Below are 16007 nucleotides of genomic sequence, written 5' to 3' on the forward strand. Positions count from 1 at the left end.
AAGTTCGGACAGCAGTTGGTTAAATGACTTCGGTCCTGTCCGAAGCTAAAGCGAGTTCGGACAGCATCTGGTTAAATGACTTCAGTGGTGTCCGAAGCCGAGGGAAGTTCGGACAGCAGCTGGCTAAATTAAAATAAGTTTTCCGACAGGCAAAAAAACGCTCGGGTTCCCAAGCGTTTTTTTGCTAATTCATACTTACATTCAAGAGAATGCTGCTCCTATTTTGTTATTAGCGTACATTTTTTAATGCACCGCTCCAAGCAAGAACTTGGTCGAGCATGGCATTCACATTGTTTAAGTGTAAATCCTGTGGTTTGAAATCAGTACCATTTTCAAAATCAGTAAATAAAGATAAGGTTGGGTGGACCCTGACATCGGCAATACTTAATTCTCCGCAAATTCCACGTAAGTGCTCAGCGGCTCTCGCTCCGCCGGTAGAACCATAGCTGACAATGCCAGCCGCTTTGTTGTTCCAAGCCTCACGCGCACAATCAAGAGCATTCTTTAATGCCCCTGTAATACTATGGTTGTATTCTGCGACAATAAACACAAATCCGTCTAAGCTAGTAAGCTTCTCATTCCATCTTCCCAACCCAGGCTCAGAACCATCAGTGGTGCCTAAGAATGGTAAGTCAAAATCTTTAATATCGACGATTTCGTAATTTGCATCTCCACGTTTATCGGCTATTCCTTTCACCCATTCGCCTACTTGTGGACTTACACGCCCTTGACGTGTGCTTCCTAAAATAATTCCAATGTTTAACTTTTCATTTGCCATAGTCTTTTCCTCCTTGGTTCCCTGACCAAATAATCTGCTAAGAAAACCCAATTCATACACCACCTGCGGCTAAATTAAAGTATGTAGAAATGTTCTCCCTTATCTATCCTTTCATTAGCCCAATATAAGTTAATTTTTGTTATTTAACGGTACTTTATACCCGTTTATTAAATTTAAAAATACTAACCTCATTTTTAATTATTTATATTACTTAAACATCCAAAGGATAATGAGATATAAAAAAAGCCTTTCTCGGATGAGAAAGACTGCGGCTATTTTTTTACATATTTTCCTTAACATTCTCCATATAGATTTCCTGCGTAACATTACCGTTTCGTTTAAGTTTATTCCAACCAACAGTTACTCCCTTTATTGCAGAGAAGATGGATTTTATCACCACATAGGTCATAAGCTGTTTGTACAAGATTCGCTGTAAAAATAAGGAACCCAGTGGTCTAGGGCTTTCTTTCTCCAGACGAAACGCATATAAAGATGTAACAAAATCAAGCAAATATAATAGGGTAAACCCTATGACTGCTTTTCCAGCGTTTCCGCTAAAAAGAGCGATGAGAAACAGTATATCTGCAATAGGTGATATGGTTTGATATATATATTGGAATATCCACATATTCGGCAGCCCAATATATCCTAGTGAGGGATGTTTTTTATTAAATAAGGATCCGCGATGTTTCCATAGACATTGTAATGTACCATAAACCCACCGGTATCGTTGTTTTGCTAGACTTTTAATATCTTCCGGAACTTCTGTAAAGGCATAAGCCTTTTCTTCAAATTCAATTTTTTTCCCTAGGCTTAAAAGAGTAAGAGTGATATCGGTATCTTCTGCCAGTGTATCTTCTTGAAAGTACCCTGCCTCGATTACCGCTGTCCTTTTCCATGCACCAATCGCACCAGGTACCACTGTAATACAATTAAGAACGGCGAAAGCCCTTCTTTCTAGGTTAAAGCCTGTCACATATTCGATATGCTGCCAGTTTGTAAGGAGGTTTCCTTTATTGCCAACTTTAACATTGCCAGAGACAGCCGCTACATCTTCATTTTTAAAATGGTTAACAAGCAGGGTGATCGCATTTTCAGCTATGAGTGTATCAGCGTCAAGTGCAACGACTATTTCTCCAATTGCTTCCTTGAAACCTAGATTAACAGCGGAAGATTTTCCTCCATTGGATTTCTTAATTAATCTGACTAATGGGTGGTTTGCGTAAGTGTTTTGAAGAACACTTGCCGTATCATCCGTTGAACCATCGTCGATAATCAACACCTCAAAAGTCGGGTAATCACTGGATAAAATAGAATCAATTGTTTTGCAAATTACTTTTTCCTCGTTATAGGCAGCGATCACGACACTGACAAAAGGTGTAAAGTTAGGGTCAATTACTGTCTCTTTGTACTCTTTAACCTGCTTTTTAGATAGGAAGATAAAAAGCGCCAGACGCAAAATCCCTATGATTATAGCCGAGTAGAAAAGAATCGTTAAACCAAAACGCCAGCCCTGGATGAGCTTAAATACCGCTTTGTCATAGATCAAATAAGAGCTGTCATGACTAGCAGAGGGCATAATCTGACTATCCTTTTTTTCGATCAAATGACCAATGGTGGTAAAGCTGTAGCCGCGTTTTTTTAGTTCTTTAATTATAATTGGCAAAGCCTTTACAGTATTAGAGCGGTCACCACCAGAATCGTGGAACAAAATCACATTTCCTTCTGGAAGCTGCTCTAACACCCGCTTCACAATTTGATTACTAGAAGGTCTTTGCCAATCGTCCGTGTCTATTAATTCACCAACCATCGTATATCCCATATCCTGTGCCCGGATAATAGGGAGCAGTTCGTTCGTGGTGGTTGGTTCCGCATCGGCCACATACGGAGGGCGGAATAGGGTCATCGAATGTCCGGTAATTTCCTGAACTAAACGCTGATTGGCATTTAACTCCAATTTTGTTTGCAATGGAGTGGTAGATGCAACATTAGGATGGGAAAAGGTATGACTGCCGATTTCATGACCTTCGCTATAAATTCTTTTTACCAGTTCTGGATGCTGTAAAGCATTCTTTCCAACCATAAAGAAGGAACCTTTTATATGATATTTGTTTAAAATGTCCAATATTTGTGGTGTATAGACTGGATCCGGTCCGTCATCAAAAGTAAGGACCATTTCTTTCATTTTTGGTTTTCCATATCGAACTACCTCAAAAGGTTTTGGTAATTTTGTATAGGTTTCATCTTGGATGAGACCTTGTGAATCCATTTGAATAGTTCTTTTCCCTTTTTTAGATTGAGAAATAACTTTTAAAATTTCTCCCGAACCTGAATAGTGAACAGGTGAAGGACTGATTAAAGTTTTAAGGGCATTGGATGGATTGTCGGTTGCCTTTGATTTATTAATATAGTTCCAGATAGAAGGATCTTCAGATCCGAGGCGCCAAACCGCGATTCCTTTTGAACCACCAGCGATGGCTGTTTTCATTTGATTATAAAATGTAGCGGCATCTAAGAACCAAACAACATGGTTTTTTCCGTTTCTTTTGTAACGCAAATAAGGGTTGCCTGCCTGCTTATTCCAATGGATTTGAAGATTCGTACCGATTCCAAGATTCATGATATCCCCGAAAGTTACCGTTTCAGCAGGCTTCTTGGAGTTTTCTTCCCAGTCATACCCGTAGCTTCCCAAACCCACAATCAATTTTTGGGAAGGTATATTGATTTGGTTCAAGCTATCTTTTACCCAATTTAATGGGGCGACAGGTCCAGGTGTACTTGTTGAATTGTGCTGGTCGTATAGCATGACAAACATCCGGTCAACATCATTTGCTAATGAAGCATAATCAAAAGCATTGTTACCTGGCGGGACGTCGATGGTTACCATGAGACCTTGTTGATGGAATTGCTCGGAAACTTTTTTAGTAAAGCTAGTCAAATGGGTTTTGTCATCTTGACTAACATTTTCGAAGTCTATATTGATCCCAGCAAAGTCATTAGTTCTCACGTATGCTAACAAATCTTTAATAAAAAGATCTTCCGCAACAGGATTAGTAAATAATCGGTGGAGAGTTGCTCCGTCCCATTTATTATTTATAAAATTATTAATTACTGGTAGAATCTTTAGCTTATGTTCTTTTGCTTTAGTAATAATAGATGAATCAGCACTGCTAGTAAAGGTTAAAGCGGGAGTAAGCTGCATCCACTCCGGCACTAAGGTTGTAATCGAATTGATATTTTTTTCAAAAGATTTTTTGCTGTTTTCGTCCCAATTTACGTAGAAACCAAAAACCTCTTGGTTTCCAGAAAGTTGATTTTTGTTCCTTAGATTTGTTTGAACGATAGGGCTTGGATTCTCCCGTTGAAGTTGGGAAGCAAGCTGTTCTTGACTGAAACTTTGATTTATCGGTTGAATCCCGTTCGTTGCTTCGCTTTTAGCTAACTGAAGCTTAGGAAACGACGGGTCAGTATAAAGGCTTTCCATAAAAATAAATGAAACAAAAACGATTAATACCGTAAAGCCTGCGCTCATTCGTTTAATAACCGACCAGCGTCTTTTTGCAGGATCAAGAAAAACATGTTCTTGATTCCGTTCTCCTTTTTTTAGACCCAGATTGTAAAACCAATGGAAGACAATATAGCAAACTAGTCCAATTACTCCACCCAAGATTGGTGTTAAATTGTAACTCTTTAACACAGGTAGTTTCAAGAAAGGCAACTCTCGAATAGTGGGAATAAAAATGGTTATTAACGTTCCAAGGAATAGGGAGATTATATTAAGACGAAACAAAAGTGAAAGAACTAGCAATAATGGAATCCTTAGACTGTATATAGGCAAAAATGCCAATAAGAATCCGAGTGAACTCGCAATTGCTCCTCTATTCCCAGTAACAGGTGCAAAAAATGAACGAACCATCCACCTAAAAACTCGATTCACCATGATTCCTCCTTATAGGTGTGGTTTTTTTAAATTAGCGTTTTATTGATAAAGATATTGTTTAACTTATTCTACAGTTTTCGACAAAAATAGACTGCCAACAACAAAAGGTTAGGCAGTCATGAAAGGATTTTGGGGGTAGTCTGGAATGTTTTTAAGATTATAACATGGGAGTGGAGTAAATTTTTGGGTTTTATGGTCTTAATTGCTCTATGATTAACCAAGAAACTCGTAAGTTACCCCCATATATTAATAGGCATTGGTCGAAAATTGTATTGAATCTTGCATAAACTAAAAAAGGGGAAAAAGATGAACAAACGAATTATAGGAGCCCTAACTATGGTGTTAGTGGGATCCGTTACGTTTTCTGTCACCAACACCTTGTTAAGCGATCAATCTATTAAACCATCAACACAAATTAATCATTTACCTTTATCCGATGATCAAAAAACAGATGATAGCAATAGCCCTAAAGAAAAAACGGCAATGGTCCAAGCACAAAAGACTGTTGGTCAAGAAGTCAGCCAAGTAAAATATACGGTGGAGGCTCCAGTTCTGGCACCAACAACGGATAGAAAAGACGTGGACACCACGGTATCTCATAAGATTGTTCATTTAGGAGCAATTAACAAGAATAGTAAGACAACGGCACCGATTCAAACGAATGCAACGAAAATAACTGTTGCTTCATCGACTGCCAAAACACCAACACCAGTTACAAATATTTCAACGAATCAGAAACCGACTATATCCGGAACGACTAGCACAAAAACATCTACCACGACCTTACCGAAAAGCTCACAATCAACATCAACAACTAAAACAACGACAACCACAACCACAACCACAACCAACCATGGAAAACAAGTTTCACAAGCAGCAAGAGAGAAAGCTGCCAGCCGTAAGGATCAAATAGAAAACACTGGAAAGAAAAAGTAATCTATTAAAATAGGATCAAAGCGATCCTTTTTTATTATGGTTTGCTTATGTTTATTTTTAAGATTAAATAATATATTCTGAAAAAGAGTTAATGTTTACAGGACAGCTTTTGGTTACGGCTTGATATTGGGGGTTATATCTAATACATGATGAAAAGAGAGGACCACTAGTATGAAAAAACTATGGTTTGGCGGAACAATTTACACAATGGAAAAGGAAAAGGAAATGGTAGAAGCGGTTCTTACGGACGAAGACAAAATTATCGCCACAGGTAATTTTGATGATCTCAAAAATCAGGCAGATGAGCTGATTCACTTGGAAGGTGCCGCCATGTATCCAGGTTTCGTTGATAGCCATCTGCATATGATTTTTCAAGGGGAGAAATTAATTCGGCTAGATTTATCGAAGGCGACTTCCGCAGAAGAAATGCTTGAAATGGTGAAAGAGGCTGCAAAAAACACACCTACCGATCAGTGGCTATTTGGTGAAGGATGGAATGAAAATAATTTTGCGGATAAACGGATACCGACGATTCAAGAACTCAATGACATTCGCAGGGAACCTATTCTGTTAACAAGAATTTGTCATCATGTGATCTTGGCCAATACAGCAGCACTTGAAGCAGGCAGTATTTATGAAGAAAGTGAATCCCGAGCAGGCGGTGAAATCGGCCGGGATAAGGATGGTAAGTTAAATGGTTTGTTATATGACCAGGCAGCCAATGCTGTGACAGAAGCGATTCCAAGAAAGGGCCAAGTGTACATAGATTCGTTAACCGATTCTCTTAATCTGGCGGTTGATCAGATGTTGTCATATGGTTTAACTGGAGGACATACCGAAGATATGAGCTACTTTGGAGAGTTTACGAATCCGTTAACCGCTTTCCAACGGGTAGTAGGGGAAAAACATCACTTTAGAGTCACACTGCTTCGACATAATGCTGTGTTTGAAGAAATGATGAGAGCAAATGTTTCATTTGACGAGCCCTTTATTGAACCAGGGGCCATGAAAATTTTTGTTGATGGTGCATTAGGAGGCGCTACAGCGGCATTATCTCAACCATATACTGATCAACCGGAAAAACGCGGCTTATTCATTTATACAGATGATGAATTAGAAGCACTAGTGAAAATGGCCCGTCAGTATGATGAAGCTGTGGCGGTACATATGATTGGCGACGCAGGAGCAGAACAAGTTCTTAGTGCCCTTGAAAAATATCCCATAACAAATGGTAAAAGAGACCGACTGATTCATTGTTGTGTTTTGCGCGAAGACTTAGTTGAAAGAATGGAAAAGTTACCCGTTGTGTTAGACCTTCAACCAGCATTTGTTCCTTCTGATTTCCCATGGGTCATAAATCGACTGGGTGAAGACCGGTTGGAATGGTCTTACGCTTGGAAAAAACTATTGGACCGAGGCATAATGTGTGCGGCAGGAACAGATGCACCAATAGAGGATATCAATCCTTTATATTCTATCTATGCTGCAGTAGAGCGAAAAAAACCATACGCAGAACATGATGGATACCTTCCAGAAGAAAAGCTGTCCCGCTTCCAAGCTATTCAACTTTATACCATTGGAAGTGCAAAAGCCATTTGTAAAGAACACGAACGCGGGCTTATTAAACCTGGATATGCAGCCGACTTCTCCATCTTTGATCGGGATTTATTTGCGGGAACATCCGAAGAGATGCTGGCAGCAAAAGCCGTGAAAACAGTTGTGGCGGGTAAGACGGTATTTTACAGAGAAGATTTAATTAGGAGAAAATGAAACCATTCAGAATCGATTTTTAAAATACTTCCAACCCATGATTTTATAGGTTGGAAGTATTTTTTGTTTTGGCATAAAAGGTGATGGCAATAGGTGCCGGTCGGCTACTCGGAAATGTGAATAAACTAGGAAAAAACATGCAGACTATTTACTTAGATACAGATTATTTTCATTCTCAAATCTAGTACTGAGAGTGAACTGAGGACTTTCTGTTACTGGAAAGCCCGATCACAGGGGGCGATTGCATGCTTTTTCTAATGAATATACTAGGGGTTCTGGTTGTTTTAGGTCTGGTTTTCCTTTGCTCACCTAATAAGAAAAAAGTAAAATGGCGTTCGATTATTAGTTTAATTGTTATCGAATTGCTGATTACCTGGTTTATGCTTGCAACTAAAATCGGAACCTGGATCATCAATCAAATTGCCTCGTTTTTTACGTTTCTCATTTCCTGTGCAAATGAGGGGATTTCTTTTGTTTTCCCATCTGCAATGGCGAACCCCTCGGTTGATTTCTTCTTTAGTGCCTTAATGCCGATTATTTTTATCATTACCTTCTTTGACATTCTTACATACTTTGGGATCTTAATCTGGATTATCGATAAAGTAGGATGGGTAATCTCAAAGGTGTCAGGTTTGCCTAAGTTGGAAAGCTTCTTTTCTTTACAGATGATGTTCCTTGGTAATACCGAGGCATTGGCTGTCATTCGTCAACAGCTCATCGTGTTGAAGGAAAACCGTCTCCTTACGTTTGGAATCATGAGCATGAGCAGCATTAGCGGGTCGATCATCGGCGCGTACCTAAGTATGGTTCCTGGTACTTATGTTTTTGCTGCTATTCCGTTAAATTGCCTAAATGCTTTATTGCTGGCAAGTTTGTTAAATCCTATTGATGTCAGTAAAGAAGATGACATCGTCTATGTACCTTCTAAAAATGAACGAAAAGATTTCTTCTCCACTATTTCTAACAGTATGCTTGTCGGAATTCGCATGGTTATTGTCATAATGGCAATGGTAGTGGGTTACGTAGCGTTAACCGCCTGCGTTAATGGAATACTAGGCTTTTTTGTACATGGGCTTACTATCCAAAAGATTTTTTCCGTTATTTTTAGTCCTTTTGCTTTTCTTCTAGGATTGTCAGGCCATGATGCCATGTATGTTGCTCAGTTGATGGGAACAAAACTAGCGACAAACGAATTTGTCGCGATGCTTGATCTTAAGAAACATCTTGCTTCCTTACCACGTCATACAGTTGCAGTGGCTACAACGTTTTTGACTTCCTTTGCTAATTTTAGCACGGTGGGTATGATTTACGGAGCCATTTCCTCCATCATGGGCGATGAAAAGTCTAGAATCATCGGAAAAAATGTATGGAAGCTTTTAGTGAGCGGGATTGCCGTTTCGCTGCTTAGTGCCTTGTATGTGGGGTTGTTTATTTGGTGAAAAAAGAAAATCTTATTAATTTACGAACATAAGGCTAGTAAAACTGGAGGAACATCATGGTCAACATCAGGAAGTTCGTTGTAGCAACCGGTCTAATCCTTTTCATCCTGAATGGGTTGTCGCAGAAGGTGAGTACGGCGGAGGCGGTACCACCCAGCATTGTGGGAGAGTATGGAGTCGCCATCGATGCCGTGACAGGCGAGATTCTATACAACAAGAATGCCCACTCAAAAGCCTATCCTGCCAGTATGACGAAAGTGTTAACTGCGACTATTTTGGATGAACGGTTGGAAGATGGGGAAAAGTTAACCGTTAGCCGGCATGCGGCACAACAAGAATGCCTATGTTTTGGACTTACAGAAGGAGAAATGATTTCAAAACAAGACGCAATGAAGGCGTTATTACTGTTAAGTGCAAATGATGTCGCCGTTGCGATTGCTGAAAATGTGGCTGGCAGCGAAGCCGGATTTGCAGAACTCATGAATCAAACCGTGAAACAATGGGGGCTTAAAAACACTCATTTCGTAACAGCAAATGGACTCCATCATCCATCCCATTACACAACTCCCTATGATATGGCGCTCATCACCAAAGAGGCGATTGCGCATCCTAACGTGCTGAAAGTTTTGTCTACACAAACGACGCAAATAAGAACCAGCAGGCAAGAAAAAACAATCCATACGCTGCTTCATAACATGCCGTACGCTATTGCAGGGAAACCAGGTTTTACAGATGCCGCACAACATACACTAGTTGAATATTTAAAAAAGGGGGATAAGGAAGTCATCTCTGTCGTTATGAAAACAGATAAAAGGTCCAAGTACAGCGATATCCAAACAATGGCAAACTATTCATTTGATTATTTGCAAGCACTTTCGGCGCGCTGAATTTGGAGATACTAAGGAACAGGTTCTGGTGACAATGATATTGCTTACATAACAAAAAGACCGCTGCATTATCACTAGCGGTCTTTACTAATTCCTTTACTCTTGCTATAGTCCCAATATTTAAGGGTATCAGTTTGGCCAGTCGGTTCACTTTTTAAAATATGACCATCTTTGTCTTTATAGACTTCATATTCCTCATATGTCTCTAAAATATACCCATTCTCTTTTTTACGTTTCACAAGTCGTTCTTCTGTTTCCGGGACGTTCGTTGATGGTTTCACTTCTACTGGAATGGCAGCTGCGGGCTGATCGTTTGAATAGGCATAGTCTTTATTCAAGAATGAGTATGGTGAATCAAGATAAGCTGAAAAGCCTAAGAGAATCACAACGAAAAAAACACTGATCAGGGTTTTTCTATTCATGTATATGCTCCTCATTTTTATTGAATCCTCAAACCCATTTTATGCATGTCCCATCAACATATGCCTGATAAATTAGCGATTGGTTATTTTAGCAGGATTCACCTGAGGTCGGAAGATAAGAAATAACACAAAGGCGGCGAATGTAATCACGACTCCCGAAATGTATGGCAGTCCCATGGTTAGCGAAAATAGCCATCCGCCTAATGGTGGTCCAATAATCCTGCCCAGTGAATCAAATGACGATAACAAGCCTGTAGACCGGCCATGACCTGCTGTCGATAATTTCGTCAATAAGGAAGAGACACTTGGCCGGATGACACCATTACCTAACCCAAAAATAGTTAAAAAGATAGCAGCAGTTGTAAAACTATTAATAAGTAAGATGAGCGCGAATCCAATCGCCGAAACCATCATCCCGCCTTGTATCACAGCTCTCTCACCAAATCTCTTTGTTAATCTGCCAACCAATCCCCCTTGAACAAGTGCACTTCCGAAGCCCATAATCATGAAAATATAACCAAGCTGGATGGAATCCAAACCTGCTTTTTTAGCGGCAAAATAAGCAAAGGTCGCTTCAAGCCCTGAAAGGGAGAGTGAAATTAAAAACTGAATGAAAAACAGAATCGAGGCGGGACCATTAAGCGCCTTCCAGAAAGCGGGTCTCTTTTGTCCCGTTTCGCTCCCATCCTGTTTGGATTCTTTTAATAAAATAAATACAAGCACTAGGGTGATAAACGAAGATCCACTTGCCAGATAAAAAGGCATATTTAAGCTGATTTTTGAAAAGATGCCGCCTATTGCCGGCCCAAAAACAAAGCCAAGTCCTGTCGCTGCCCCGATGATTCCCATTCCCTTCCCACGGTTTTCCTCAGTCGTAATATCAGCTACATAGGCCATCGCGGTTGGCATATTCGCCGAGGATAAAATCCCGCCGAGTATTCTCGCGGCAAATAACATCCACAATTGCGTGGAAATAGCCTGGATGAAGAAGGAGAGTGCCAGTCCAGCGATTCCAAGCATCATCACCGGCTTTCGCCCGATCTTGTCAGATACCTGTCCCCATATTGGGGCAAAAATAAGCTGCATAAGCGAATAAACTGCCATTAATAATCCAAGTTCCGTTGGGGTAGCACCAATTTCCTGCGCGTAAAAAGGTAAGACCGGAATGATGATCCCGAAACCAACCATGACTAAAAACATAACTAAAAATAATATAGGTAAAGCCCTCTTTGTTTGCAAAGTTTTCACCCCCGATGATTAAAAGTCATTCTATTTTAGAGTATAGCAAAGGAATGTTTGAAAACAAGCATTTATATCCCACTATTTCCTTGTTAGGAAATTGTATACAACTTACAGTCTGTTAATACAATAGCCGAATGATTTTGATGAAAAGCTTGGCTAATCATATGAAACAGCGTGCTAACAAAAAGCTAGCAATTTAATAGCAAACATATAGTTTTTGATAGCAAAGAAAAAGCACATCTCTATGAAATGTGCTTTTTCTTTATTTAACAGCTTTCCGAGTGCTTTCTGAGGCAAAATCCGCTATAACAACGAGAATCATATAACAGAAGAGAAGTAAGGTAATTTGCGTGTAATTGAAGAAGCTCATCGCAAGCTTAAAGTCCATTCCTAATCCACCAGCACCAACAAACCCTACAACAATAGTTGTTCTCATAATCACTTCCCAGCGATAAAGGATGTAGGTAAGAAATCTAGGCATCACAATCGGCAGGATTCCATAAAAAAAGGATATTGTTTTAGAGGCACCCGCTGATGCTAAATTACGAATAGGGCGGGAGTCCATGTCTTCAATTACTTCAGCCCATAGCTTTCCTAGGATTCCAAAATTATGCAGAGCTAAGGCAATTGCGCCGGGTAATAAACCCGGTTTAAAGATAAAGATAATCATCATCGCCCAAACAAGTTCAGGAACTGCCCTGGAAAAAATATAAGCGAGCCGCACCACACCGAATAGCAGCCAATGATACCATTTTTTATCCCCGGTTAATTTGCCGTTTGCGATGTTCCGTGCTGCCGGCACGACCGTAATAAAGGCGGTAATGGTGGCAAACCCGATAGCCATAATACTCATTTCCAGTGTTTCAAGCGTAAGCTTGAAGGCAGCGGACCAGCTTTTGCCATCAAGGAAGGCTGGATGGTCAACACCGATCCCAATAAGCCCGCCGAAAAATCTTTTCGCCGCTTCGATATTGCGATAAGAAAACAGCTCGAAAAATGGGGCATTTTCGCTTGTTTTGATGTATACCCAGGAAGCAATGATAAGTAGTAATGTAAAAAAGACGGATCTCCAGCCAGGACTAAAACCTCGCTGTTTTTTTCGTTCAGTTAAGGCTCTTCTGACAAAATTACTCCATAAATCGACAAAAATGACTAGTGCGATCAGAAAAAACACAAAGGACCAAACTCGATCGTACTTTAAGTCCTGCAGGGACAGCTGGATTTGGTACCCCAGGCCGCCAAGCCCGATGAAGCTCATAATGGCGGAAGAACGAATTGCACATTCAAAGCGGTACATCGTATAGCTAATCATATCCGCCCAAATCAATGGCAGGTAGCCATAAATTAGAATTTGTAACTTAGAAGCCCCTGATGTTTTTAAGGCTTTAATCGGTTCCTCTGAGACATCATTTAACATATCTGCGAAAATCCGGCCCAAAATACCACCGTAGGGGATTGCGAGGGCAAAAATGGCTGCATAAGGGGAAAGGCCCACTGCCGCCACAAATAGCCAGGCCCAAATAAGTTCATGAATTGAGCGCGTAAATCCTAAAATACCTCTAAAAAACACCTTTGAAACCAATTTCGAAGTTTTTGTCGATGTTAAAACACCTGATGCTAGAATCCCGACAATAAAAGCATATATAATCGCCAAGGCCATCCCGGCAACGGCATATGCCAATGTAATCCACGCAGATTCCAATCCAAGCAGGAGAACATCTGAGGATAGGTCCGGATGAACTAGACCTTCAACGATTTGCCATAGGGTTGGAATCCCGCCGGAATGAAATAAGTCCGCATTCCACCGAATCGAAAAAAGACTCCATACAAAAATAGCTGCCAACAGGAGTGAAAGGAGAAAGCGATTATGCAATCGAAATAAGCGGGTTACTTTCATAGGGGACCACCGCTTTGTAATTGGTATAACTCAGCTAAGAGGGCATCGGTTACTTGTTCGGCGGGCAAATCAAAAAAGATCTCACCATTTTTCATCGATATGATTCTTGTAAAATATTTTCTAGCATATTCAACCGAGTGGAGGCTGGTAATTAAAGTCTGGTTTTCCTCTGTGACAAACTTTGTCAGCATGGATAAAATGTCATCTGCTCTCGCCGGATCTAATGATGCGACCGGTTCGTCGGCTAGGATGATTTCTGGCTTTTGGACCATTAACCTTGCCATGGCCACACGCTGCTGTTCTCCGCCTGATAATGTGGAGGTAATTTCAAAGGCCTTATCGTGAAGTCCGACGCGTTCTAACGCTCGAATCGCTACCTCTTTCTCCTGAGGGATTAAGAGGGAGAAAAGAGCTTTAAATGTTCCCCATTCTGAAAGTTTTCCGGCAAGAACATTATGGATGACCGCCAGCGGTCCAATTAAATCGAATTGCTGACGGATAACACCCACTTTTTTGGCAAACACTTTTCCATTTTTAAAAGCAGAAAGGGGCTGACCATCAATGAGCAGGTCCCCCCCTGAAATGGGCACAAGCCCGGCAATAGAATTAAGCAGAGTGGTTTTACCCGCTCCACTTGGCCCAATTAATGCCACTAATTCACCTTGTTTAATCGTAAAAGAAAGGGAAGATAGGGCTATCTTCCGCTCGAAGTGTTTTGTTAATTTTTTCGCTTCAATCATATGTTTTGAAGACATTTCTCTGACACCTACTACTTAATGATGTTTAGTTCTTTTGCTACCTTTTGGATCTTTTGATAATTATCATTTTTTGTTTGAATAAATTTATCGGTTTGGAAGAAATCGGTAATTTCTTTTTGGTCTGTTGTAATGGATAGGATGGCATCTTCCACTTTCTTTTTAGCACCATTTCCAAAGACATCGTCAACATTGCTGTTGATTGTCCAGTTATAGTCATAGAAAGAAGGAGTTGTATAGAATACTTTTACTTTGTTTGTATCTACTTTTTTATCTTTTACAGCTGCTTCCCAGACTGCTTCGTTTAGTGCACCCGCTTTGAATGCACCTGATTCTACTAATTTATAAGTGGTATCGTGTGAGCCAGAGAAGTTTGGTTTTCCATCAAAGTCTTTGCTAGCATCAATTCCAGCCTCTGTTAAGTAATAACGTGGCATTAAGTGTCCAGAAGTTGAGCTTTCGCTGCCGAATGTGAATGATTTCCCTTTTAAATCTTCAAGTTTTGTAATCCCTGAATTTGGTTGAGTAATGAATACAGAGTGAAATTCAGCATCTCTTGGTCGTTGTGCGAAAGATTCTGCACCGGGTACAAGGCTTACTGCTTGAACACTTGTTAAACCACCAAACCAAGCCATATGAATTTCGCCGCGCTGAAACCCTGTTACAAGGGCAGCGTAGTCAACAGATGGAACAAACTCTACCTTCATGCCCGTTTTTTCACTTAAATATTTTGCAACTGCTGTCATCCCTTTATCAAGATCAGCAGCATTTTGGTCAGGTATAGCACCAATTTTGAAAACTTCTTTTGTATTAGTTGAATCTTTTTTTGTATCACTTGCTTGATTGTCCTTTTGCGCACCGCATGCAGCTAAGGAGAAAACCAGCAAAGCTAATAATAACACAGATAACCATTTCTTCATAAATGTCCGCACCTCTTAGTATATAGTTAATTCTTCATGACTTTCTCATTATAAAGAAAGAACTTTGTTGGATAAATTCATTTAATCTATTTGTTCTATTAGTTTTAATCGATTTTACATATAGTAAAATATTGGGAAATACGGAAAAATGCCAGTTCCGACAAGAAAAACTCCTTTAAGTGACAGGGAACAGGTATAGGAACTTAAATTGTCATTTGTGACCATTCTTCAACATTCCACACTTTGGTAACGAATCCTCATAAAAATTGAATCGTGACAAACTAGAACCATGGTACCTTTGTACTGATTTAAGGCACGCTTTAGTTTTTTTACAAGATTTAATGAAGATGCTTAAACAAGCACTGTACCTTGTACATATAATGAAAATAAGGAAGGGAGGAGTGTTAGCTTGACGGCGGTCAACCGAGATGGAATTACGATTGGGACTATTTCAGGGGGGATTGTAAACTTTGGCGGGGCGGTTACGATTGCACCTATATCGATTACAAGAACCACATCAGGGTCTGGTGGAGATAACGCCGGCGGAAGTATTACAACGAGCAGTGGAGCAAGTAGTATATCTGAAACGAGCCTATCAGGAATATTAGATATAATCAGACGGAGTTTAGCATAACTCCGTCTGATTTTTGTTATTCCCTTTTTAACATACTTGCAATTCATTTTGAAGGATGTTAATATGAATAAGAATTATTTTTGTTCGGTGTAAAGGATAGTATAAGATTAACTTTTCGTCTTGATGATCACTGAGTGCAAGGATAGTAACATATTGTGTGCATGGCACACAGCAGGAGGAAATACAAATGGAAAACGGTAAAGTTAAATGGTTTAATGCAGAAAAAGGTTTCGGATTCATCGAGCGCGAAGGTGGAGACGATGTATTCGTACACTTCTCAGCAATCCAAGGCGAAGGTTTTAAATCTTTAGACGAAGGTCAAGCAGTAACTTTTGATGTAGAACAAGGCCAACGCGGACCACAAGCTTCTAACGTTCGTAAAGCTTA

13 protein-coding genes are annotated in these 16007 nt (G+C 40.1%); 6 read left to right on the forward strand and 7 right to left on the reverse strand.

All coding sequences use genetic code 11. The features are described from left to right. Positions 1-229: 229 nt before the first annotated feature. Both V7077_RS27325 and V7077_RS27330 read right to left on the reverse strand, forming a co-directional pair. A complete protein-coding gene (locus V7077_RS27325; protein WP_335507839.1) occupies positions 230-829 on the reverse strand; it encodes an NADPH-dependent FMN reductase in 600 nt (199 codons plus the stop codon). A gap of 229 nt (positions 830-1058) precedes the next feature. Then, positions 1059-4715 carry a polysaccharide deacetylase family protein gene (locus V7077_RS27330; protein ID WP_420489716.1) on the reverse strand — a complete coding sequence of 1219 codons (3657 nt, stop codon included), beginning with the start codon at positions 4713-4715 and terminating at the stop codon, positions 1059-1061. A gap of 309 nt (positions 4716-5024) precedes the next feature. Between V7077_RS27330 and V7077_RS27335 the strand changes: the two genes are divergently transcribed. From V7077_RS27335 to V7077_RS27350, 4 genes are all read left to right on the forward strand, one after another. Further along, positions 5025-5654 carry a hypothetical protein gene (locus tag V7077_RS27335; RefSeq protein WP_335507843.1) on the forward strand — a complete coding sequence of 210 codons (630 nt, stop codon included), beginning with the start codon at positions 5025-5027 and terminating at the stop codon, positions 5652-5654. A 171-nt stretch (positions 5655-5825) separates the two neighbouring features. Beyond that, a complete protein-coding gene (locus V7077_RS27340; protein WP_335507846.1) occupies positions 5826-7424 on the forward strand; it encodes an amidohydrolase in 1599 nt (532 codons plus the stop codon). A 245-nt stretch (positions 7425-7669) separates the two neighbouring features. Next, entirely contained in the window at positions 7670-8863 is a 1194-nt protein-coding gene (locus V7077_RS27345; RefSeq protein ID WP_335507848.1) for a nucleoside transporter C-terminal domain-containing protein, read from the forward strand. A 56-nt stretch (positions 8864-8919) separates the two neighbouring features. After that, the gene (locus V7077_RS27350; RefSeq protein ID WP_335507850.1) at positions 8920-9750 is read left to right on the forward strand and encodes a D-alanyl-D-alanine carboxypeptidase family protein; all 831 of its coding nucleotides are present in this window, start codon (positions 8920-8922) and stop codon (positions 9748-9750) included. Between the two features lie 74 nt (positions 9751-9824). Here the strand turns inward: V7077_RS27350 and V7077_RS27355 are convergent, their stop codons facing one another. The 5 genes from V7077_RS27355 to V7077_RS27375 form a co-directional block, all read right to left on the reverse strand. Next, the gene (locus V7077_RS27355; protein WP_335507852.1) at positions 9825-10172 is read right to left on the reverse strand and encodes a hypothetical protein; all 348 of its coding nucleotides are present in this window, start codon (positions 10170-10172) and stop codon (positions 9825-9827) included. A gap of 72 nt (positions 10173-10244) precedes the next feature. Beyond that, positions 10245-11411, reverse strand: coding sequence for an MFS transporter (locus V7077_RS27360; RefSeq protein WP_335507854.1), 1167 nt, complete (start codon positions 11409-11411; stop codon positions 10245-10247). A gap of 265 nt (positions 11412-11676) precedes the next feature. Then, entirely contained in the window at positions 11677-13311 is a 1635-nt protein-coding gene (locus tag V7077_RS27365; RefSeq protein ID WP_335507856.1) for a PhnE/PtxC family ABC transporter permease, read from the reverse strand. Beyond that, entirely contained in the window at positions 13308-14066 is a 759-nt protein-coding gene (locus V7077_RS27370; RefSeq protein WP_335507858.1) for a phosphonate ABC transporter ATP-binding protein, read from the reverse strand. The genes V7077_RS27365 and V7077_RS27370 overlap by 4 nt, the downstream gene beginning before the upstream one ends. A gap of 14 nt (positions 14067-14080) precedes the next feature. Further along, entirely contained in the window at positions 14081-14986 is a 906-nt protein-coding gene (locus V7077_RS27375; protein ID WP_335507860.1) for a putative selenate ABC transporter substrate-binding protein, read from the reverse strand. Positions 14987-15395: 409 nt separating this feature from the next. On the opposite strand from V7077_RS27375, the gene V7077_RS27380 reads away from it, so the two are divergent. Both V7077_RS27380 and V7077_RS27385 read left to right on the forward strand, forming a co-directional pair. After that, entirely contained in the window at positions 15396-15620 is a 225-nt protein-coding gene (locus V7077_RS27380) for a spore germination protein (RefSeq protein ID WP_335507863.1), read from the forward strand. A 187-nt stretch (positions 15621-15807) separates the two neighbouring features. Next, positions 15808-16007: cold-shock protein (locus tag V7077_RS27385; protein WP_101646071.1), on the forward strand; the 200-nt coding region annotated here is incomplete at its 3' end.

Origin of the sequence: Neobacillus vireti, assembly GCF_036962465.1 — a bacterium.
GTDB classification, from domain to species: domain Bacteria; phylum Bacillota; class Bacilli; order Bacillales; family Cytobacillaceae; genus Neobacillus; species Neobacillus vireti_B.